Origin of the sequence: Sedimenticola hydrogenitrophicus (genome assembly GCF_029017505.1) — a bacterium.
GTDB lineage: Bacteria > Pseudomonadota > Gammaproteobacteria > Chromatiales > Chromatiaceae > Sedimenticola > Sedimenticola hydrogenitrophicus_A.
The window spans coordinates 93672-114890 of the sequence record NZ_JAQGEI010000010.1 but is presented as its reverse complement, the minus strand read 5'-3'; the positions used below and the strand labels follow the sequence as shown (position 1 = coordinate 114890).

Here is a 21219-nt window from a genome sequence, read left to right as displayed (position 1 = left end):
GCCTTTACCAGATACTGCCGCTGATCGAGGGTGGAGGGGGATCCTCCCGATTGCCATGGCGTACGACGTTCTGCGTCGGCGACTGCAACTGCTGGTTCAGCAGCTTCAGGACCGTATTGGTGTATTCACTATCTGGCGGGGCCAGCATCAGTCCAAGGCCCTGTCCCGAGCGGTGTACCACGAATGCCGACATACAGTGTCTGGTGCCGAGGCACTCCACGCATATCTTCACCAGCGGGTTGCGTCGCAGCCTGATGATCTCGTGCTTGTCCATCGGACTGATTTGCAGAAACAGGCCGTCAAGACTGATATTTTCCGTGGTGTAGGTTCCCCACCACTCTCCGCCATGCCAAAGGCTGACGGCGAGGGATTCCTTGATTCTCGGGCAATAGCGATGTTCCATGCTGCAGGGTCTCCAAGATTGCGATTCCATTTTGAGGGTTCCCCAGACCCTTTTCGGCAATAGCCTTACAACCAATGCGTTAGCCTATTCTGGCAAATAGAACCGCCCCGCCCGATAGGGGAATCCCCCATTCAGGGATCAGGGGATTGTCTTAACCGTACATTTATTGATGTATATCTGTATTTCTGCTTATCGGCTGGCTCTAGAATAGGACTTGGACTAAGGGCTCGCGCAAAAATTAGTTCCGGTATTCGGTCGCCACTGGACCCCGCCTGCGGTGTTACGCTTTTTGGCAAGGGAGCAGCCATTGCCTGCAAAGCGTGCCTTGCCGGAGTGGCCCAGTGACGCCCTCGGTACTACGGAATTATTCTTGCGCGAGCCCTAAGGGATTAAAGGGTAATTACGCACAACCGGACTCTAAGGCGGGCAATCCTGGCAATGGCAAAAAACGACTTGATACCACCTACAGGGCAGACGCGGATTCTCATCGTGGATGACCACCCACTGGTGCGCGCCGGCTTTCGGGCGCTGATCGGCGATGAACCAGACCTGGCGGTCTGTGGCGAGGCGTCCGGTTTCACCGAGGCGATGCGCCTGGCGACCGACCAGCACCCGGACGTGGTGATCGTCGACCTCTCCCTGGCCGAGGGCAGTGGCCTGGAACTGGTCAAACATCTGCACATGCGCCTGCCGGACGTGCGTCTGCTGGTCTGTTCCATGCATGACGAATCCCTGTTCGCCGAACGCGCACTGAAAGCGGGCGCCCGTGGTTACATCAACAAACAGGAGGCAACCGACCATGTGGTGGAGGCCGTGCACCAGGTGCTGCGCGGGGAGATCTACCTGAGCGATGCCATGACCCAGCGCGTACTGCAGGCGGAGGGGGGCGTTCAGCTGGGTTCCGTGGAGGCACTCACCGACCGTGAACTGGAGGTGTTCAGCTTGATCGGCCAAGGCATCGGCACCTCACGGATCGCGGAGCAACTGCACCTCAGTGTCAAGACCGTGGAGAGTCACCGGGAAAAGATCAAGAAAAAGCTGAAACTCCTCTCCGCCACCGAATTATCACGCTACGCCACCCAGTGGTCGCTGGAACGCAACTGACCGGTTATGTGCGGCAATCCGGGTGCTCATATCAAATCCCCGCGCCGGTCCCATCCGATGATCGGCCATGATTGACCGGCCCCCTCCCTCCATGACGGACCCGTGGCAGCGGATTGCCGCACTGGAAGCGGAGAATCGACGCCTGTGCGAGAGCGAGGGGGGATTCCGTGCCCTGTTCGAGCAGGCACCGGTCGGCATCTGCCGGGTGTCCCCGGATGGCAGACCCACCCATGTGAACCGGGCGCTGCAACGGATGCTCGGTTATAGCGAGGCAGAGCTGTGCGGCCGCCACTTCACCGAGTGGACCCATTCCGAGGACGTGACACAGGGGCTGCGCTGGATAGATCGGGTGCGCAAGGGCCGGATCGACAGCTTCAGCATGGAAAATCGTTTCCGCTGCAAGGACGGCCGGACCTTCTGGGCGCAGACTTCGCTCACCGGGGTCCGCGATGCGCGGGGTAAAGTGACCTGCTTCATCGCGGTCATGGAGGATATCCAGGCGCGCAAGCAGGGCGAGCAAGCGCTCGCCGAACAGGAGGCCCGCTACCGCGCGGTGATCGAGACCGCCGAGGACGGTTTCTGGATGCTGGACAGGGAGGGCCGCCTTCTGGCCGTCAATGATGCCTATGTGCGTCGTTCGGGCTACAGCCGGGAGGAGCTGCTCAGCATGGAGGTTGCCGACCTGGCTGCCCGGGAGTCGCAGGAGGAGATAAAAAAACATATCGAGACGGTGGTGTGCCAGGGCTGTCATCTGTTCGAAACCCGCCAACGCACCCGGGATGGCAAGGTCTGGCCAGTGGAGATCAACGTCTCCTACTCGCCGGGGGGGGGCGGTCTGCTTTTTGCCTTCGTCCGTGATATCAGCGAACGCAAATCGTTGGAGCGGAGGATTATCGAAGCGAGCACCGCCGAGCAGGAGCGCATCGGGCGCGAGATCCACGACGGTCTCGGCCAGCAGCTGACCGCACTCTCCATGCTGGCGCGCAGTATTCAGCACCGGCTGGACGCCGGTGGCCTGAAGGAGCTGGCGGGGGATCTGAAGGAGCTCGGGGGACATCTGCAGGCCGCACTGGAGGAGAGCCGTGCCATCGCCCGTGATCTGATCCCGGTCGAGTTTGATCCCGAGGGGCTGGTGGATGCGCTGGTCAAGCTCACCGACCGGGTCCGCCTCAGCAGTGGAGTAGCGTGCCACTGCCGACATGCCGGCCCGGTACGGGTCGAGAACAGCACCGTGGCGATGCAGCTCTACCGCATCGCCCAGGAGGCGCTGCACAACGCCGTCAGGCACGGGCTGCCGCAACGGGTCGAGGTCAGTCTGGAGGGTGGTCCCGACGGCCTGATGTTGAGTGTGCGGGACAACGGGATCGGCATCGGACCGGAGCAGAACCCCGGGAAATGCCTGGGGTTGCGTATCATGCGATATCGGGCGAATAGCATCGGCGCCCGGCTCAGTATTACCCCGGCCGCGGGCGGGGGGACCCTGGTACGTTGCGCGGTGCCGGTCGCGGAGAGCTGGTGATCCATGCCCCATTGGTCTAGGATTTTGATATAGGGTCTGCATCCACTGGGCGGTTCAGATCGCGGAGGTTGAAGATGCCGGCGACGGTCACCGATTATCCCACCAAGTACTGGCATCGGGTCGATGAGACCCGGGTGCAATGCGATCTCTGTCCGCGCGAGTGCAAAATCAAGGAGGGGCAGCAGGGGCTCTGTTTCGTGCGCGCCTGTCATGACGGCAAGATCGTCCTCACCACCTATGGGCGTTCCAGCGGTTTCTGTATCGATCCGATCGAGAAGAAGCCGCTGAACCACTATCTGCCGGGCACCCCGGTCCTGTCATTCGGCACGGCGGGCTGCAACCTGAGCTGCCGGTTCTGCCAGAACTGGGACATGAGCAAATCCCGCGAAATGGACACCCTGGCCGATGCCGCCATGCCGGCGGATATCGCCGCCAGGGCCAGTCGGTTGGGCTGCCGCAGTGTCGCCTTTACCTATAACGATCCGGTGATCTTCATGGAGTATGCCGTGGATACCGCGATCGCCTGTCATGAACTGGGAATCAAGGCAGTCGCGGTGACGGCAGGCTATATCTCGCCGGAACCGCGGGTGGAGTTTTATAAGTACATGGACGCCGCCAATGTCGATCTGAAATCCTTCAGCGATAAGTTCTACCACAAGTTGACCGGCGCTCACCTGCAGCCGGTACTGGACACCCTGGTTTACCTGAAGGAGCAGACCCGGGTCTGGTTCGAGCTGACCAACCTGCTGATTCCTGGGGAAAACGACAGCGACGAAGAGCTGAACCAGATGACCCGCTGGGTGGTGGAGAATCTCGGCCCGGACGTGCCGATGCACTTCTCCGCCTTCCATCCCGACTGGAAGATGCTGGATCATCCGCCCACCCCGCCGGAGACCCTGACGCGTGCCCGGGAGATCGCCCTGAGCAATGGGGTGCACTACGCCTACACCGGCAATGTGCATGACGCCGGCGGCGGCAGCACCTACTGCACCGGTTGCGGCAAGCTGCTGATCGAGCGTGACTGGTACGAACTGGGCGAGTGGCACCTCACGGCGGATGGTCACTGTGCGTACTGCGGCACCGCCTGTCCCGGGGTATTTGAGGAGACCCCCGGAAGCTGGGGCGCGAAACGGGTGCCGGTGCGCATGGGCGGTTGGTGATTAGGGCTGCAGATCACAAGATTGACGCTGGATAGGTAAGCGCGGTTCCGGGATAATGCCGGCTTTTTGCAGGAAACTATACCGGCATGTGGTTCAAGAACCTCCAGATATTCAAGCTCCTCACCCCTTTCGAACAGACCCCCGAAGCATTGCATGAACAGCTGACCGAACGCGCGGCAAGGGATTGTGGCAGCCTCGAACTCTCTTCCTTCGGCTGGCAGCCGCCACTCGGCCGGGGTGCGGAGTTGCTGACCCACGCGGCAAACGGCTGCGTCATGATCTGTGCGCGGCGCGAAGAGCGGCTGCTTCCCGCCTCCGTGGTCCGCGAACTGCTGGACGAGAAGATTGCCGCGCTCGAAGAGGCGGAGGCGCGCAAGGTCCGGCGCAAGGAGCGCGAAGAGCTCAAGGATGAATTGATTTTCGAGCTGTTGCCGCGCGCCTTTGTCAAATCATCCCGCCACTACGCCTATATCGACACCGAAGCGAACTGGCTGGTGGTGGATGCCTCCAGTGCCAAGCGGGCGGAGGAGCTGGTCAGCCTGTTGCGTGAGACGCTGGGTACCTTGCCGGCCAAGCCGTTGGATGTGGCCCAGGCACCGGCGTCGGTGATGACCGCCTGGCTGAACGGCGCTGAGTCATCGGCGGAGTTCCTGATTCAGGATGAGTGCGAGCTGCGGGATACGGTCGAAGCGGGGGGAATCATCCGCTGCAAGCAGCAGGATCTGGAGGGCGATGAGCTGCGTACCCACCTGGAGGCCGGCAAGCAGGTGGTCAAACTGGCCCTGGAGTGGGGCGAGCGGCTGGGATTTGTGCTGTCCGATGACCTGTCGATAAAGCGCCTGAAATTCCTCGATCTGATCCTGGAGGAGGCGGCCTCGGCCGAGGCCGAAGATGCGGCCACCCGCTTCGATGTGGATTTTGCCCTGATGAGCCTGGAGCTGCGGCGCTTCATCGCCCGGCTGGTGGAGACCTGCGGCGGGCTGGCCGAGGAGACCTGAGCCGTCGGCCTCTGTGGGGTGGTCTTGGCGGACACGCTCCGCCCTATAGGATCATGATGACCCTAGGGCGGACCGTGTCCGCCGTGAACCGCGGCCTTGGGAAAAAGCTCGGAAATTAGCTCAGGGCAGGGTGACCGGCACCGGCGGCTGCCAGTTTTCCGCCCGGTGTTCGGCGACCACCGTGGTATAGATACCGCCACGCACATTGAAGTCGGCGGTCAGGCGCATGAAGCGGGGCTGGGTGGCCGCCACCAGATCATTCAGGATCCGGTTGGTCACCGCCTCGTGAAACGCCCCCTCATCGCGGAATGACCAGGCATACAGCTTCAGTGCCTTCAGCTCGACGCAGAGCTTGTCGGCGATGTACTCGATGGTGAGCTCGGCAAAATCGGGTTGCCCGGTCTTGGGGCAGAGACAGGTGAACTCCGGTACCTCGATGCGGATGGTGTAGTCCCTCTCCGGCTGCGGATTGTCGAAGGTTTCCAGGGTCTTGCTGGGTTGGCTTGGCATGTGCGAATGTACTCGATCTGTGGAAGAAATTCGGCGATTATACGGGAGTTGCGGGCCGGTCTGAAGCGAGCGCCCGCGCCGACCGGAAAAATATTAACTATTACAAGTAATTATAGTTAATAATCAATAAGATAAATACACTATTTAAAGTAAAACAACCTGACCCGGTTCGCTTGTGTCCGGGGCCGCCTGTCTGTATGTTACCGAGTCTATGCGATTAGAGAAGATCAAACTGGCCGGATTCAAATCCTTTGTCGATCCGACGACCGTATATATGCCGAGCAATCTGGTCGGCATTGTGGGGCCGAATGGCTGTGGCAAATCCAACGTTATCGACGCGGTACGCTGGGTGATGGGGGAGAGTTCCGCCAAGATGCTGCGTGGCGAGTCGATGGCGGACGTGATCTTCAACGGCTCCACCAGCCGCAAGCCGGTCGGCACGGCCAGTATCGAGCTGGTGTTTGACAACAGCGACGGCACCGCCGGCGGCCAGTATGCCCAGTACAGTACCATCTCGGTCAAGCGCCAGGTCTCCCGCGACGGTCAGTCGAACTATTTTATGAACGGGGGGCGCTGCCGCCGGCGCGACATCACCGACCTGTTCCTTGGTACCGGCCTGGGTCCGCGCAGCTACTCCATTATCGAACAGGGCATGATCTCACGGCTGATCGAGGCGCGCCCGGAAGACCTGCGCGCCTTCCTCGAGGAGGCGGCCGGCATCTCCAAATACAAGGAGCGACGGCGCGATACCGAAAACCGGATTCGTCGCACCAAGGAGAACCTGGACCGGTTGAACGACCTGCGCGAGGAGATCGCCAAGCAGCTGCAGCACCTGCAGCGCCAGGCCAATACCGCCGAGCGTTACAAGGAGTATAAGGAGCAGGAACGGCGCCTGCAGGCCGAGCTGCTGGCCCTGCGCTGGCGCGGTATGGATGACGACATCAAACGCCGCGACAAGGAGATCCTGGAGCAGGAGACCGACCTGGAGGCGGTGGTCGCCCGGCAGCGGCGTCTGGAAGCGGATATCGAACGCGATCGCAGCGGCCATACCGAGGCCAATGACAATTTCAACGAGGTGCAGGGGCGTTTCTACGCGGTCGGCAGCGAGATCGCCCGCCTGGAGCAGTCGATCCAGTACGCCAAGGAGAGTCGTGCCCAATTCGAACATGATCTGCACCAGACCGAGCAGGCGTGGCAGGAGTCCAGCGACCACCGCCAGCAGGACGAGGCGCGCCTCGAAGAGCTGAACGCCAGCCTGGAAGAGCAGGAACCGCTGCTGGAACAGGCGCGGGAGATAGAACTGGAGTCCGCCACCCGGCTGGCGGACGCCGAGCAGGCCATGCAGGCCTGGCAGAATGAGTGGGAGCGCTTCAATCACCAGGCGGCGGAACCGGCCCAGACCGCCCAGGTCGAGCGTACCCGGATCAATCACCTGGATGACAAGGGTAGCCAGACGCAGAAACGGCTGGAACGCTTCATGGAAGAGCTGGAACGGCTCAACGACCAGCCGCTACTGGAGAGTATCCAGATCCTGGAGCTGCAGGAGCAGGAGCGCGAAGAGCAGTCGACGCTGCTGCAGGAAAATCTGACCACAGCGGCCGACAGCATCACCACGATTCGCCAGGCCAACCTGCAGACCGGGCAGCTGCTGGACGAGGCCCGCGCGGCACTGCAGACGGCACGCGGCCGGTATGCCTCGCTGGAGGCGCTGCAGCAGGCTGCCCTGGGCAAACAGGAGCACGCGGTCACCGAGTGGCTGGAGGACCAGGGTCTGGGAAAGGCCTCCCGGCTGGCCCAGGAGATCGAGGTGGAGTCCGGCTGGCAGCGGGCGGTGGAGACCGTTCTGGGCTTCCATCTGCAGTCGGTCTGCCGTGCCGGGCTGAATGACCTGCAGGGTGTCCTGGACACCTTTGAGAGCGGCGCCCTCAGCCTGTTCGATACCAGCATCACCGGGGAGGCCCCGGCTGCCGCGGCCGATGCGCTGCTGCACCGGGTCCAGGCGCCCTGGTCACTGGCCGGGCTGCTGGGCAAGGTACGCACGGCGGCCGACCTGGCCCAGGCCTATGCCCTGCGCGGCAGCCTGCAAGCCGATGAATCGGTAATCACCCCGGAGGGTGTCTGGCTGGGCCGCAACTGGTTGCGCCTGAGCCGGGGCGAGGACGAGACATCCGGTGTGCTGGCGCGTGAACAGGAGATCCGCCAGCTGGGTGAGCGGATCGACCAGTTGGAGGCGCAGGCGGAGCAGGCCGCGGCGGCGCTGGCCGAGGGGCGTGAGCGGCTGCATGCGGCGGAACAGGAGAAGGAACAGGCCCAGAAACAGCTCAACGAGGTGAACCGGGGACTCTCCGAGCTGCGCTCGCAACTGACCGGCAAGCGTACCCGTGCCGAGCATCTGAAACACCGGGGTGAAACCATTCAGCGCGAGATGGATGAGCTGCGCGAGCAGGCCGAGGCGGACCGGGAGGAGCTGGAGCTGTCGCGGGCGCGTCTGCATGCCGCCCTGGACGAGATGGAGACCCTGGGCGAACGACGGGAACTGCTGGTGCAGCAGCGGGAGAGCCTCAGCCGGACCCTGAATGAGATCCGCGAGGAGTCCCACCGGCAGCGCAACCAGGCCCATGCCGTCGCCCTGCAGATCGAATCCATGCGCAGCTCCCACGCCTCCCTGACCCAGAGTCTGGAGCGCATGCAGGGCCAGCTGGCGCACCTGACAACGCGTCGCGAGGAGCTGATGCAGGCCCTGGAAGAGGGGCAGGAGCCGCTGCTGGAGAAGGGCGAGGCCTTGGAACAGCAACTGGCCCTGCGGGTCGAGGTGGAGGCGGAGCTGGCCAGGGCGCGCGCCACCCTGGAAGAGATCGATGTCCGGGTCCGGCGGCTGGAGCAGGAACGTTCGGCCTGCGAACAGGAGGTGATGCGTCAGCGTACCATTATGGATCAGGCGCGGATGGGGCGGCAGGAGGTGCTGATCCGCTGCAAGACCGTGGAAGAGCAGCTGAAGGAGACCGGCTTCCAGCGTGAACAGCTGTTCCTGGAACTGCCGGGCGAGGCCGGTATCGAGGAGTGGCAGCAGCAGGTGGAGCAGATGGATGCCCGCATCCGCCGTCTCGGCCCGATCAACCTGGCGGCCATCGATGAGTACCAGGAGCAGTCCGAACGGATGAAATACCTGGATGCCCAGCATGCCGATGTGACCGAATCGCTGGAGACCCTGGAGAACGCCATCCGCAAGATCGACCGGGAGACCCGCACCCGCTTCAGGGAGACCTTCGACAAGGTCAATATCGGCCTGCAGGAGAAGTTTCCGCGCCTGTTCGGTGGCGGGCACGCCTATCTGCAGCTGACCGGCGAGGACCTGCTGGACACCGGCGTCACGGTCATGGCCCGGCCGCCCGGCAAACGCAATTCCAGCATCCATCTGCTCTCCGGCGGCGAAAAGGCGCTCACCGCGGTGGCCCTGGTGTTCGCCATCTTTGAACTGAATCCGGCGCCGTTCTGTATGCTCGACGAGGTGGATGCGCCGCTCGACGATGCCAACGTGGGACGTTTCTGCGAACTGGTGAAGTCCATGTCGGAGCAGGTGCAGTTCATCTTCATCAGTCATAACAAGATCACCATGGAGATCGCCAACCAGCTTACCGGCGTCACCATGCATGAGCCGGGCGTATCGCGCCTGGTCTCGGTGGATATCTCGGAGGCGGCCGCACTGGCGGCCATGTAGGCACGCCCGTGGGCCTTGCTGAATTGACGAAAAGCGTACAAAAAACGCCAGGGGCGCTGTACTATCAATCGCACAACACAACTCCAGTGAATCTGTAAACGAATGGATGCCGATATACTTCGTCTGATCTTGTTTGTCGCCGGCGTGGGCCTGATCTTGGGGATCTACTTCTGGGATCGCCACAAAAAGATCAATGCCCGGGTGCATGCCATACGCAAGGCGCAGCTGGAGACGGCTGACTCAGCCGAGAGGGCGACCGAACGGGTCGACCCCCGATGGAGCGACACACCGCAAGGCGAGGGTCCGGGGGAATCGCCGGTTGGCCCCACAGCGGTCGCCGCTGCCCATGATGAGACGCTGGAGGCCGACCTGGAACAGCTTGGTCGGATGGTGCATGAACCCTACCTTGAGGCGGAGCCAAAGCGACGTCAGGAGTCCTTCTCGTTTACCGCCGAGGAGCCCGATGAGGAACTGGACGAACTGCTCCGGGACGGGCTGCCGTGCCTGATTCTGCAAATAAACGTCGTCGCCTCAAACGGGACTTTTTCCGGGGAGGATATATTGCGGGTGGCCGGTGATGTGGAGCTGGAACACGGCGATCTGAATATTTTTCACCGCTACGACGCCACCGGCCACCGGCCGCGGGTGATTTTCAGTATGGCGAGCATGCTCGAACCGGGCGTGTTCCCGCTGGATAAAATGGACGCTTTCCGCACCCCCGGTCTGGTGCTGTTTGGCCAGCTGCCGGGGCCTAAGGATGGTCTGGCTGCCTTCGCCGACATGCTGTTTACCGCCGAGCGCCTGGCGGCGCTGCTGGAAGGTGAGCTGCAGGATGAGACCCACAGCGTGCTCAGCAAGCAGACCATCGAACATATTCGCGGGCGCATCCTGGAGCACCGCCGACAGCTGCAATTAGCTCTCAGTAAACGATGAGCATTCCCGCGGAGATTTCACAGCGTGCGGCCGAGCTGCGCGAGCAGCTCGATCTGCATAACTACCGCTACTATGTGCTGGATGACCCGCTGATACCGGATAGCGACTATGACCGGCTGATGCGGGAACTGCAGTCTCTGGAGCAGCAGTATCCCGAGCTGATTGTGCCGGACTCACCGACCCAGCGGGTCGGGGCCGAACCGTTGGGGGCATTTGGCGAGGTGCGGCACCAGGTGCCGATGCTGTCACTGGACAATGCCTTTTCCGATGCCGAGATGGTCGACTTCGATCGCCGGGTACGGGAGCGGCTGGGCGCGCAAGGCCCCATCCGCTACACCGCCGAGCCGAAGCTGGACGGGCTGGCCATCAGTCTGCGCTACGAGGCCGGCATGCTGGTACAGGCCGCCACCCGCGGCGATGGCAGCCGCGGCGAGGACGTGACCCAGAACGTGCGCACCATCCCCTCGGTGCCGCTGCGGCTGCTCGGTGATGACTGGCCGGCGGTGCTGGAGGTGCGGGGGGAGATCTACATCCCCCTGGCCGGCTTCGAACAGCTCAATCAACGGGCCCGGGCCCAGGGGGAGAAGGGTTTTGCCAACCCGCGCAATGCCGCCGCCGGCAGCCTGCGCCAGCTCGATCCCCGGATCACCGCGCAACGGCCGCTGGCCATGTACTGCTATGGCTTTGGCGAGATTGCCGATGGCCCGCTGGCCGAAACCCAGAGCGATAGCATCCGCCGCCTGACCCGCTGGGGACTGCGTATTTCACCGGAAATGCGCACCGTCGAGGGTATCGACGGCTGTCTCGGCTACTACCGCGAGATCGGTGAGAAACGCGACCGGCTGGACTATGAGATCGATGGCGTGGTGTTCAAGGTGGACAGCCTGGCGCAGCAGCGGCAACTGGGCTTTGTCTCGCGCGCGCCGCGCTGGGCCATCGCGCAGAAGTTTCCCGCCCAGGAGGAGATGACCCGGCTGCTGGCCATCGATGTCCAGGTGGGTCGGACCGGCGCCCTCACCCCGGTGGCGCGGCTGCAGCCGGTCACCGTGGCGGGCGTCACCGTCACCAATGCCACGCTGCATAACGAGGACGAGATCCGCCGCAAGGATATCTGGATCGGCGACAGCGTGATCGTCCGCCGGGCCGGGGATGTCATACCCCAGGTGGTCCGTTCGCTGCCGGAACGGCGTCCCGCCGATGCCCAGCCATTCACCATGCCGGCACAGTGCCCGGTCTGCGGCGCCGACGCGATACGCGACGCGGACGAGGCGGCGGTGCGTTGCAGCGGCGGTCTGTTCTGCCCCGCGCAGCGACGTCAGGCGATCCGCCATTTCGCCTCGCGCCGGGCCATGGATATCGAAGGGCTGGGCGACAAGCTGGTGGACCAGCTGGTGACCCTGGGCATGGTGGAGACGCCGGCCGACCTGTTCGGTCTGCAGCTTGCGGCGCTGGAAGGGATGGAGCGCATGGGCCGGAAGTCGGCGGAAAATCTGCTTAACGCCCTGGAGAAGAGCAAACAGACCAGCCTGGGACGTTTCCTGTTCGCCCTGGGTATCCGCGAGGTGGGCGAGACTACGGCGCAGTCGCTGGCCAACTATTTCGGTGAGTTGGAGCCGGTGATGCAGGCCGATGTCGAGGCGCTGCAGCGGGTCCCGGACGTGGGACCGGTGGTGGCCGAACATGTGTTCACCTTCTTTCGTCAGGCGCACAACCAGGAGGTGATTCGGGCGCTGATCGACGCCGGGGTGCGCTGGGAGCCCATCGCCGTGCCGGATGCGGCCAGCCAGACCCTGGCGGGCAAGGTGTTCGTGATCACCGGCACCCTCAGCCGGCCGCGGGAGGAGATCAAACAGCAGTTGATCTCCCTCGGCGCCAAGGTGACCGGCAGTGTCTCGAAAAAGACCGATTACCTGATCGCCGGCGCCGAGGCGGGCTCCAAGCTGACCAAGGCCGAAACCCTGGGGGTGGCCATACTCGATGAGGCGGGTCTGGACCGGCTGCTGGGGGAGTAGGGCGGTGCTCGCCGCGATTGGCGTTCGACGACATTACCTGTCCCGTATCTTAATGCCTGGCCACGTCAGTTAAATACGCAACTGCTTGCGAAAGTGGATCTGACTGTTTGCTTGACGGGTGTCCGCGGCCATGGATGGCCGCGGCAAGCCCCCAGGGATGGGTTTACGGCGTCCCGACAAGTAAGCAGGCAGATCCTCGCCCCACCCGAAGTTAGATGACGCCATCCTGTTTTAATGCACTAACCCATTGTTTCTTATTGTTGTTTGGTGTTTACTTGCGGCCCGTTTGGGGCTAAGCTGTGCGCCCTTTTCCTCCCTTGTCGCTATACTGGAGACTCCGTTGAGTTCAGCCGAAAATCTGGTTTTTCATGTCCGTCCGGGGGGCTGCTTGAGCGGCACCCTGCGCGTTCCGGGCGATAAATCGATCTCGCACCGTTCCATCATGCTCGGCTCGCTCGCCGAGGGAACGACCCGCATCAGCGGCTTTCTGGAGGGTGAGGACAGCCTGGCCACCCTGCGGGCGTTTCGTGCCCTGGGGGTGGATATCAGCGGCCCGGAGGACGGGGCGGTCACCATCCAGGGGGTGGGTATGCACGGACTGAAGACCCCGACGGGCCCGCTAGAGCTGGGAAACTCCGGCACCTCCATGCGCCTGTTGGTCGGGCTGCTGGCCGGCCAGGGACTGGAACTGACCTTGATCGGCGACAGCTCCCTCTCCGGACGGCCCATGCGTCGGGTGACCGACCCCCTGCAGCGCATGGGCGCGCGGGTGGAGACCACCGAACTGGGTACTGCACCACTGCGGATCCATCCGGTCGAAAGCCTGAAGGCGATCGACTACCCGCTGCCGGTGGCCAGTGCCCAGATCAAATCCTGCCTGCTGCTGGCCGGGCTCTATGCCGAAGGGACCACCCGGATCACCGAACCGGCCCCCACCCGGGATCACACCGAGCGCATGCTCAGCGGTTTCGGCTACCCGGTCGAGCGCACCGGGGCCAGTGTCTCCCTTGAAGGTGGCGGAACACTGACCGCCTGCGACATCGACATACCGGCGGATATCTCCTCGGCGGCCTTCTTTCTGGTCGGCGCCAGTATCGCGCGCGGCTCGGATATCCTGCTGCAACACGTGGGGATCAATCCGACCCGGGACGGGGTGATCAATATCCTGCGCCTGATGGGCGCGGATATCGAGATCCTCAACCGGCGGGATGTGGGAGGGGAGCCGGTGGCGGACCTGCGGGTACGCTCGGCCGGTCTGCGCGGCATCAGGATACCGGTGGATCAGGTACCGCTGGCGATTGACGAATTTCCGGCGCTGTTTGTCGCCGCCGCCTGTGCCGAGGGCGAGACCGTGCTGACCGGTGCGGAAGAGCTTCGGGTCAAGGAGAGCGACCGGATCCAGGTGATGGCCGATGGCCTGACCGCGCTGGGGGTACGTGCAACGCCCACCCCGGATGGGATCGTGATCCAGGGCGGGCAGATCCACGGCGGCCGGGTCGGCAGTCATGGTGATCACCGGATCGCCATGGCCTTTGCTATGGCCGCGCTGCGTGCCGAGGGTGAGATTCTGATCGATGACTGCAGTAACGTGAACACCTCATTCCCGGGATTCGTCAGACTGGCCGCCGCCGCCGGTCTGGCCATAGAAGGCGAAAAGGAGAACTGAATGGCACCTGTTATCACCATCGACGGACCCAGCGGCTCCGGCAAGGGGACCATTGCCAGCCGGCTCGCCGAGATCCTGGGCTGGCGTTGTCTCGACAGCGGGGCACTCTACCGGTTGCTGGGATACGCGGCGGAGCGGGCCGGAATTGCCTTCGATGATGTGAAACAATTGGCGCGGATGGCACTCAAAATGGATATCGAGTTCCGCGATGGGCGTGTCCTGCTCGATGGCGAGGATGTCAGCCTGGCGATTCGTACCGAACAGGCGGGCAATGCCGCCTCCAAGGTCGCCGCGTTACCCGAAGTACGCGAGACGCTGCTGACCTGGCAGCGGGCTTGCGCCGTCGAGCCGGGACTGGTGGCCGATGGCAGGGATATGGGCAGCGTGGTTTTTCCCGCGGCGGAGGTGAAGATATTTCTCGATGCCAGCGCGGAGGAACGTGCGCAACGTCGATATAAGCAGTTGATAGAGAAGGGTTTAAGTGCTAACCTAACGAGTCTGATTGCGGAGATTCGCGAACGGGATGACCGGGACCGGAACCGCAGTGTAGCGCCACTGAAGGCCCCTGACGGGGCGTTGATCGTGGACTCAACGGCACTCTCCATCGATGAGGTGCTGGAACGGGTGCTGGCAAGGGTCTATCAAACCCTGCCGGAGCTCGAGTAACTGGTGGCCCGTTAAAGGGCTGTTTTTTTTAACATCAACCCACGTCGACCGTGATGAATTCAGGTCGATATTTAATCGGTTCGCCGATTAGGATTATTAACCCATGACCGAAAGCTTTGCTGAACTTTTTGAAGAGAGCGTCGCGCAAACTCAGCTGCGCACCGGTGCCATCATCGTTGGTACCGTCCTGGAGATCACCAATGACGCCGTGATAGTCAATGCCGGACTGAAATCTGAAGGCGTTATACCCAGGAGTCAATTCCTGAACCTGAACGGAGAACTCGAAGTCTCCGTGGGTGACCAGGTCGAGGTAGCTCTCGACGCGGTAGAAGATGGATTCGGTGCGACCCGTCTTTCCCGTGAAAAGGCCAAACGCCATCACGCCTGGAAGGTCCTCGAAACAGCGTTCGAGGCGGAAGAGAATGTCACCGGCCGTATCAATGGCAAGGTTAAGGGCGGATTCACCGTCGAACTCGGCGAGATTCGTGCCTTCCTGCCCGGTTCACTGGTGGACGTCCGTCCTGTTCGGGATACCACCTACCTTGAAGGCAAGGATCTCGAATTCAAGGTGATCAAGCTGGATCAGCGGCGTAACAATGTCGTGGTTTCACGGCGTGCGGTGGTCGAGACCGAATACAGTGCCGAGCGTGAAGCGCTGCTGGAAAGTCTGCAGGAAGGCATCGAGATCAAGGGTATTGTCAAGAACCTCACCGACTATGGTGCCTTCGTCGATCTCGGCGGCATCGATGGTCTGCTGCACATTACCGATATGGCCTGGAAGCGCGTCAAGCATCCCTCCGAGGTGGTTGAGATCGGTGAAGAGATTGCCGTCAAGGTTCTCAAATTCGACCGTGACAAGCAGCGTGTTTCGCTCGGCCTGAAGCAGATGGGCGACGATCCCTGGACCAATCTGGCGCGTCGTTATCCCGAGAACACCCGTCTCTTCGGCAAGGTGACCAACCTGGCCGACTACGGCTGCTTTGTCGAGATCGAAGAGGGTGTCGAAGGCCTGGTTCACGTCTCCGAGATGGATTGGACCAACAAGAACATTCATCCTTCCAAACTGGTTCAACTGGGTGATGAAGTCGAGGTCATGGTGCTTGATATCGACGAGGAGCGTCGGCGTATCTCCCTGGGCATGAAGCAGTGCAAGAACAACCCCTGGGAAGAGTTTGCCGAGACCCACAAGAAGGGCGATCACGTCACCGGCAAGATCAAGTCGATCACCGACTTCGGTGTGTTTATCGGACTGGACGGCGGTATCGATGGCCTGGTTCACCTGTCGGATATCTCCTGGGATGAGGCTGGTGAAGAGGGTGTGCGTGATTACAAGAAGGGTCAGGAACTCGAGACGGTTGTCCTCTCGGTTGATCCGGAACGTGAGCGCATCTCCCTGGGCATTAAACAGCTCGACAAAGATCCCTTCTCCGCATACCTGGCAAATAATGCCAAAGGCGATATCGTCAAGGGTGTAGTGAAGGAAGTGGACAAGCGCGGTGCGGTCATTACCCTGGCCGAGGGGATCGAGGGCTACATCCGTGGCTCGGAGATCTCCAGGGATCGTGTTGAAGATGCACGTGCCGAACTGAAGGAAGGGGATGAAGTCGAGGCTCGCTTCCTGGGTGTGGACCGCAAGAACCGCACCATTACGCTCTCTATCAAGGCAAAGGACTTTGCTGAAGAGCAGGCGGCGATCAAGTCCTATTCCAGTGCTCCGACAGGTACCGCCACCCTTGGCGATATGCTGAAGGCACAGATGGACGAAGCATCCAAGAAGTGATCCGTTGCGGTAAACGCAGTTGATCTGGTAGCCGGAACCCGGTAACGGGTTCCGGCCTCATCAAGGGGATTCAAAAAGAATGACAAAATCTGAATTGATTGACGTCATCGCAAAAGAACAAAGCCACCTTGCCTACCGTGACGTGGAGTTGGCTATCAAATGCATGTTGGAACAGATGAGTCAGACCCTGGCCTCTGGGGAACGCATTGAGATTCGGGGGTTTGGGAGTTTCTCGCTTCACTTTCGCCCACCGAGACAGGGACGCAATCCAAAGACCGGTGCATCGGTGGCGCTGGCCGGAAAGTACGTTCCACATTTCAAACCGGGTAAGGAGCTGCGTGAGCGGGTGAATGAAAGTGCCGCCGGCGGATCCAAAATAACCGGCTGATCAACCATGACATCCTGAATTTTATGATCTGGCGGATTGTTTAATCTGCCGGATTATTTAATCTGGAAGCGTGGCTTCCAGCATTAAATAATGCTGGCGTCCCGAGGCAGCATTCCGCGGTCCTTTTTCCAGGCGACCCGCTTGCTCGTCGGCAGCTTGCTCTGCTGAGGGCCCGTCAACAAATACTCCCCATCCGGCTGGTCTTTTCGTCGGCGTTACGGCAAGGCTTATATAGTGTGACGGCGCTAAACCACGGATACACACAGATGGACACTGATGGGATAGGTCACGCAATGCGTGTTCCTGAGCCCCGCCGTACCACCGTCCGCCAGTTGGGATGCTTCCTTAACCAAAAATCCGTGTATATCGGTGTCCATCCGTGGTTCACTCCTGGCTCCGCAAACGGTGCATTGCATCCTCGGCTCCGTTATCGGTACATCCCTGTACCACGCCTCCCGCACCACTGCGCACCTCGAAAAGTATGGCTCATTCAATCGCGGGGAGCGATTGGCGTGCAATCCCGAAGGGGTGAAGCAGAGGCATGAGCGGAACGAACCGGCGTTCCCTCGCTACGATCGGTCACACCCGGCAGACATCCTAGACGGATATCGCCATGGCCAGGAAATAGACCGAGGTGACCACCGCAACCGAAACCAGGTGCAACCGCGATTCCGATCGGGAAGGTTTCCTGCTCAGATTGCATGCCATCAAACTGGGTATCTGATTGCGAACCTGATCCTGCATGATATAGCCGTTTTTATAGCTCATTGTGCTCACCTGATAGGTCAACTGTGGGGGCAATTGCGACGTTCACTCCCTGCGACGGTCGCACATCAGGACAGTCCTTGTTCTCTAGTGGTTCTATCCTAGCATCGATAGAACAAAAAGAGAACCACTATTTTGTGCCGGGTCAGGGGTCGGGGATAAAGGAGCAAAGCCGGGCAGCACCGAATGGCACTTACTTACGGCGAATTGCAGGATTTTCGTCATCCCGGCGCAGGCCGGGATCCAGACTGCTTAATGGTGGCGGTATTCCTGGATTATTCGCTTCGCTCACCCTTCGGGCCGACTTTCAGTCGTTCAACGCGCTTCGCGCTTTTGTCCGGCCTGCGCCGGAGAAGTGGTGCAGGGACGCACCGGTTACGGACCTAAGGATGGAATGACGGTGGTTCTTGGCTTAAGTAAGTGCCATCCCGGGTAGAGCCCATGATTTCCATAGTCTTTGCGTGATTTGCGGCTCAGCGAGATTCACGCCGGTCAGATGCAGGCCGGAGAGAGTCCTGGCAGGGGCCGAATAATCTCCTATATAATTGCTGCAGTATTTTTAAACGCTAACGACGCCATGCGGAACATGACTATCGATGCCTGTATAGAGGCAATTTGTAGAACAGGGTGCCAGGAGGTACGGCGTAAAATCCAGTTGTTGGAGCAGGGTCAGGCCTTGCCGGAACTGTCGCACCTCAGGCCGGAGGCGCAACAAGCGGTGCTGGACGAACTCAAATCCATCATGTCCGTTTATGCGGATAGCTGCAGCGTCTGAATCCCGCCGGCTGCTTTTATTCAGGCACCTGTCGGGCATGACCGGTCGTGGCGAGGCAAAGCCCGACAGGCTTCAGGGATGAGCAATTAGCGATTCATCGACATTATCGAATACTGTATTGAGCCGAGCCTGTTGGCCCGGCTCTGTTTTGTCCAGGGATGGACTTATGCCGTGGAGGCCAGGGATGGCCGTAGGGGCAACCCCCCCGTGGTTGCCCGGAGAAAGGGCAGGCACAGGGGCCTGCCCCTACGGGCCGCGAAAACCATGACTGGCCGGAGCGGCTTTCTACGCCTGCCTGGCGACAGCATATAACCGAGATCATAAGTTGTGATGCAGAAAATTATTAGTCAGATCGCCGAAGAGTTGAGTGTGGCAATGCCCCAGGTGATGGCTGCGGTAGGGCTGCTGGATGAGGGTGCAACCGTGCCATTCATCTCCCGCTACAGGAAAGAGAAAACCGGTGGCCTGGATGATACGCAATTGCGGAATCTGGAAGAACGCCTCGGTTATCTGCGCGAACTTGAGGAGCGGCGTACGACCGTGCTCAACAGCATCCGCGAACAGGGCAAACTGACCGAGGCGCTGGAAAAGGATATTGTCACCGCCGAGACCAAAACCCGACTGGAGGATCTCTACCTGCCTTACCGACCCAAAAGAAGGACCAAGGCGCAGATCGCACGGGAGGCCGGGATCGAGCCGTTGGCACTGAAACTGCTCGCCGATCCGACACTCGATCCGCAGGCGGAGGCGTCAGGATATATCGATCAGGACGCCGGTTTTGCCGATGAAAAGGCGGTGCTTGAGGGGGCGCGGCAGATTCTCATGGAGCGCTTTGCCGAGAATGCCGAACTGCTCGGCACATTGCGCGACTACCTCTGGAATCAGGGTGTCATCAAGTCTCAGGTGGTCAAGGGCAAGGAACAGGAGGCAGCCAAGTTCAAGGATTACTTCGAGTATGCCGAAGCGATTCGCCAGATCCCGTCCCATCGGGCATTGGCGCTGTTTCGCGGGCGCAACGAGAGTCTGCTGAATCTGGAGCTGGTTGTTGATGAGGCTTTTCAGGGCACCTCTCCCTGTGAAATGACCATCGCCCGTCAGGTGGGGGTTGAGGATCAGGGGCGTGCGGCGGATGCCTGGTTGAAAGAGTGTGTGCGCTGGGCATGGCGGGTCAAGATATTCAGCCACCTTGACCTGGAACTGAAGATGCGCCTGCGTGAGGCGGCGGAAGAGGAGGCCATCAAAGTATTTGGTCACAATCTCCATGACCTGCTGTTGGCGGCCCCTGCAGGCAACTTGCCGATTCTCGGGCTCGACCCGGGTCTGCGCACAGGGGTCAAGGTGGCCGTGGTGGATGCCACCGGAAAAGTACTGGATACGGCCACCATCTATCCGCATGCCCCGAAGAATCAGTGGGACGCCTCCATCGCATCACTGGCGGTGCTTGCCAAGCGCCACGGGGTTCGTCTCACGGCCATCGGCAATGGCACCGCCTCACGGGAAACCGACCGGTTGGTGGTTGACATGATCAAGCGCCATCCCGAGCTGAAGCTGCAGAAGGTGATGGTGAGCGAGGCCGGGGCGTCGGTCTATTCAGCTTCCGAGTTGGCATCGGCCGAACTGCCGGAGCTGGATGTGACCCTGCGCGGGGCCGTGTCGATTGCCAGAAGGCTGCAGGATCCGCTGGCGGAACTGGTGAAGATCGATCCCAAGGCGATCGGCGTCGGTCAATACCAGCACGATGTCAATCAGACACGCCTGGCCCGGCAGCTGGATAATATCGTGGAGGATTGCGTGAACTCGGTGGGCGTCGATATCAATACCGCCTCGCCCGCGTTGCTCGGCCAGGTTTCCGGATTAAACAGAACCCTGGCGGAAAATATCGTCCGGTACCGAAATGAACATGGTGCCTTCGTGGATCGGCGCCAGCTGCTGAAGGTGCCCAGGCTGGGTGATAAGAGCTTTGAACAGGCGGCCGGTTTTCTCCGCATCAATGCCGGAGACAATCCCCTCGATGCCTCCGCGGTGCATCCCGAAGCCTACCCGGTGGTGGAAAAGATTCTGCGCAAGGCGGGGCGTCGTATCCAGGATGTGATCGGCGACCGGTCATTCCTCCGCACGCTCCGGCCGGAGCAGTTTACCGATGAACGGTTTGGCGTGCCGACAGTCACCGACATCATCGCTGAGTTGGAGAAGCCGGGACGGGATCCCCGGGGCGAGTTTAAAACGGCCAGTTTCCAGGAGGGCATAGAAAAAGTGGCCGACCTGAAACCCGATATGGTGCTGGAGGGGGTGGTCACCAATGTGACCAATTTCGGTGCTTTTATCGATATTGGTGTCCACCAGGATGGGTTGGTCCACATCTCCGCCATGGCGGAAAAATTCATCAAGGACCCCCGCGAGGTTGTCAAGGCCGGTGATCTGGTCAAGGTCAAGGTGATGGAGGTGGATGTGGTGAGAAAGCGCATCGGCCTGTCCATGCGGTTATCCGATCAGAGCGACAGCGACAGCTCTAATCGTGGACAGGGGAATCGGGGACGCGGTGTCTCCTCGGGTGAAACAACCGCCAAGCCGAAACAGAAGCCGGCCAGGCAGCAAAAGCCGAACGCTCCGGCCGCCGGGGGTGCCATGGCGGCCGCACTTGCGGATGCGTTGAAAAAGAGAAGTTAGGTCTGCCCTTTACCCATAGGTGGGCCGGACTGCATCCTACACGCGTGTTCATCGGTATTTGTGGGGTAACGGGTGGAGCCAGGTCCAATTTTCAATCCGCTGTGTGTATACTTCCCAGCGAACGGTGCGTGAAGCGCTGTTGAACTGGTCCAAAA

At 61.1% G+C, this 21219-nt stretch carries 16 protein-coding genes; 13 read left to right on the top strand and 3 right to left on the bottom strand.

Going from position 1 to position 21219, the window contains the following annotated elements; all coding sequences use genetic code 11:
- Window positions 1-4: 4 nt before the first annotated feature.
- The gene (locus O9K64_RS08255) at window positions 5-403 is read right to left on the bottom strand and encodes a PilZ domain-containing protein (RefSeq protein ID WP_275097601.1); all 399 of its coding nucleotides are present in this window, start codon (window positions 401-403) and stop codon (window positions 5-7) included.
- A gap of 489 nt (window positions 404-892) precedes the next feature.
- On the opposite strand from O9K64_RS08255, the gene O9K64_RS08250 reads away from it, so the two are divergent.
- The 4 genes from O9K64_RS08250 (at window position 893) to rdgC (ending at window position 5184) form a co-directional block, all read left to right on the top strand.
- Window positions 893-1507, top strand: a complete 615-nt coding sequence (locus O9K64_RS08250) for a response regulator transcription factor (RefSeq protein WP_335342255.1) — start codon at window positions 893-895, stop codon at window positions 1505-1507.
- 67 nt (window positions 1508-1574) lie between these two features.
- The gene (locus O9K64_RS08245; protein ID WP_275097599.1) at window positions 1575-3026 is read left to right on the top strand and encodes a PAS domain-containing sensor histidine kinase; all 1452 of its coding nucleotides are present in this window, start codon (window positions 1575-1577) and stop codon (window positions 3024-3026) included.
- A gap of 74 nt (window positions 3027-3100) precedes the next feature.
- A complete protein-coding gene (gene amrS / locus O9K64_RS08240) occupies window positions 3101-4186 on the top strand; it encodes an AmmeMemoRadiSam system radical SAM enzyme (RefSeq protein ID WP_275097598.1) in 1086 nt (361 codons plus the stop codon).
- Between the two features lie 86 nt (window positions 4187-4272).
- Complete coding sequence (gene rdgC / locus O9K64_RS08235) at window positions 4273-5184, top strand: recombination-associated protein RdgC (RefSeq protein WP_275097597.1); 912 nt, start codon at window positions 4273-4275, stop codon at window positions 5182-5184.
- A gap of 120 nt (window positions 5185-5304) precedes the next feature.
- Here the strand turns inward: rdgC and queF are convergent, their stop codons facing one another.
- Complete coding sequence (gene queF / locus O9K64_RS08230) at window positions 5305-5694, bottom strand: preQ(1) synthase (protein WP_275097596.1); 390 nt, start codon at window positions 5692-5694, stop codon at window positions 5305-5307.
- A gap of 211 nt (window positions 5695-5905) precedes the next feature.
- Between queF and smc the strand changes: the two genes are divergently transcribed.
- The 7 genes from smc (at window position 5906) to ihfB (ending at window position 16857) form a co-directional block, all read left to right on the top strand.
- Window positions 5906-9412 (top strand): chromosome segregation protein SMC, encoded by a 3507-nt coding sequence (smc, locus tag O9K64_RS08225; RefSeq protein ID WP_275097595.1) that lies wholly within the window; start codon window positions 5906-5908, stop codon window positions 9410-9412.
- Between the two features lie 102 nt (window positions 9413-9514).
- Window positions 9515-10345: a cell division protein ZipA C-terminal FtsZ-binding domain-containing protein gene (locus O9K64_RS08220; protein ID WP_275097594.1), complete on the top strand. Its 831-nt coding sequence runs from the start codon at window positions 9515-9517 to the stop codon at window positions 10343-10345.
- Window positions 10342-12357 carry an NAD-dependent DNA ligase LigA gene (gene ligA / locus O9K64_RS08215; RefSeq protein WP_275097593.1) on the top strand — a complete coding sequence of 672 codons (2016 nt, stop codon included), beginning with the start codon at window positions 10342-10344 and terminating at the stop codon, window positions 12355-12357. The genes O9K64_RS08220 and ligA overlap by 4 nt, the downstream gene beginning before the upstream one ends.
- A gap of 340 nt (window positions 12358-12697) precedes the next feature.
- Window positions 12698-14023 (top strand): 3-phosphoshikimate 1-carboxyvinyltransferase, encoded by a 1326-nt coding sequence (gene aroA / locus O9K64_RS08210; protein ID WP_275097592.1) that lies wholly within the window; start codon window positions 12698-12700, stop codon window positions 14021-14023.
- On the top strand, window positions 14024-14689 hold the full coding sequence (gene cmk, locus O9K64_RS08205; protein ID WP_275097591.1) for a (d)CMP kinase: 666 nt from the start codon (window positions 14024-14026) through the stop codon (window positions 14687-14689).
- Window positions 14690-14792: 103 nt separating this feature from the next.
- A complete protein-coding gene (gene rpsA / locus O9K64_RS08200) occupies window positions 14793-16469 on the top strand; it encodes a 30S ribosomal protein S1 (RefSeq protein ID WP_275097590.1) in 1677 nt (558 codons plus the stop codon).
- A gap of 79 nt (window positions 16470-16548) precedes the next feature.
- Window positions 16549-16857 carry an integration host factor subunit beta gene (ihfB, locus tag O9K64_RS08195; protein WP_260291736.1) on the top strand — a complete coding sequence of 103 codons (309 nt, stop codon included), beginning with the start codon at window positions 16549-16551 and terminating at the stop codon, window positions 16855-16857.
- A gap of 597 nt (window positions 16858-17454) precedes the next feature.
- On the opposite strand, the gene O9K64_RS08190 is transcribed toward ihfB, so the two are convergent.
- Window positions 17455-17625 (bottom strand): hypothetical protein, encoded by a 171-nt coding sequence (locus tag O9K64_RS08190; RefSeq protein WP_260291735.1) that lies wholly within the window; start codon window positions 17623-17625, stop codon window positions 17455-17457.
- 574 nt (window positions 17626-18199) lie between these two features.
- Between O9K64_RS08190 and O9K64_RS08185 the strand changes: the two genes are divergently transcribed.
- Together O9K64_RS08185 and O9K64_RS08180 are read left to right on the top strand one after the other, a co-directional pair.
- Window positions 18200-18397, top strand: a complete 198-nt coding sequence (locus O9K64_RS08185; RefSeq protein WP_275097589.1) for a hypothetical protein — start codon at window positions 18200-18202, stop codon at window positions 18395-18397.
- A gap of 330 nt (window positions 18398-18727) precedes the next feature.
- Entirely contained in the window at window positions 18728-21064 is a 2337-nt protein-coding gene (locus O9K64_RS08180) for a Tex family protein (RefSeq protein ID WP_275097588.1), read from the top strand.
- Window positions 21065-21219 lie beyond the last annotated feature (155 nt).

Coding starts and splice junctions, on each gene's coding strand:
- O9K64_RS08255 (WP_275097601.1), bottom strand. CDS start 403: ATGGAACATCGCTATTGCCCGAGAATCAAGGAATCCCTCGCCGTCAGC.
- O9K64_RS08245 (WP_275097599.1), top strand. CDS start 1,575: ATGATTGACCGGCCCCCTCCCTCCATGACGGACCCGTGGCAGCGGATT.
- amrS (WP_275097598.1), top strand. CDS start 3,101: ATGCCGGCGACGGTCACCGATTATCCCACCAAGTACTGGCATCGGGTC.
- rdgC (WP_275097597.1), top strand. CDS start 4,273: ATGTGGTTCAAGAACCTCCAGATATTCAAGCTCCTCACCCCTTTCGAA.
- queF (WP_275097596.1), bottom strand. CDS start 5,694: ATGCCAAGCCAACCCAGCAAGACCCTGGAAACCTTCGACAATCCGCAG.
- smc (WP_275097595.1), top strand. CDS start 5,906: ATGCGATTAGAGAAGATCAAACTGGCCGGATTCAAATCCTTTGTCGAT.
- O9K64_RS08220 (WP_275097594.1), top strand. CDS start 9,515: ATGGATGCCGATATACTTCGTCTGATCTTGTTTGTCGCCGGCGTGGGC.
- ligA (WP_275097593.1), top strand. CDS start 10,342: ATGAGCATTCCCGCGGAGATTTCACAGCGTGCGGCCGAGCTGCGCGAG.
- cmk (WP_275097591.1), top strand. CDS start 14,024: ATGGCACCTGTTATCACCATCGACGGACCCAGCGGCTCCGGCAAGGGG.
- rpsA (WP_275097590.1), top strand. CDS start 14,793: ATGACCGAAAGCTTTGCTGAACTTTTTGAAGAGAGCGTCGCGCAAACT.
- ihfB (WP_260291736.1), top strand. CDS start 16,549: ATGACAAAATCTGAATTGATTGACGTCATCGCAAAAGAACAAAGCCAC.
- O9K64_RS08190 (WP_260291735.1), bottom strand. CDS start 17,625: ATGAGCTATAAAAACGGCTATATCATGCAGGATCAGGTTCGCAATCAG.
- O9K64_RS08185 (WP_275097589.1), top strand. CDS start 18,200: ATGCGGAACATGACTATCGATGCCTGTATAGAGGCAATTTGTAGAACA.
- O9K64_RS08180 (WP_275097588.1), top strand. CDS start 18,728: ATGCAGAAAATTATTAGTCAGATCGCCGAAGAGTTGAGTGTGGCAATG.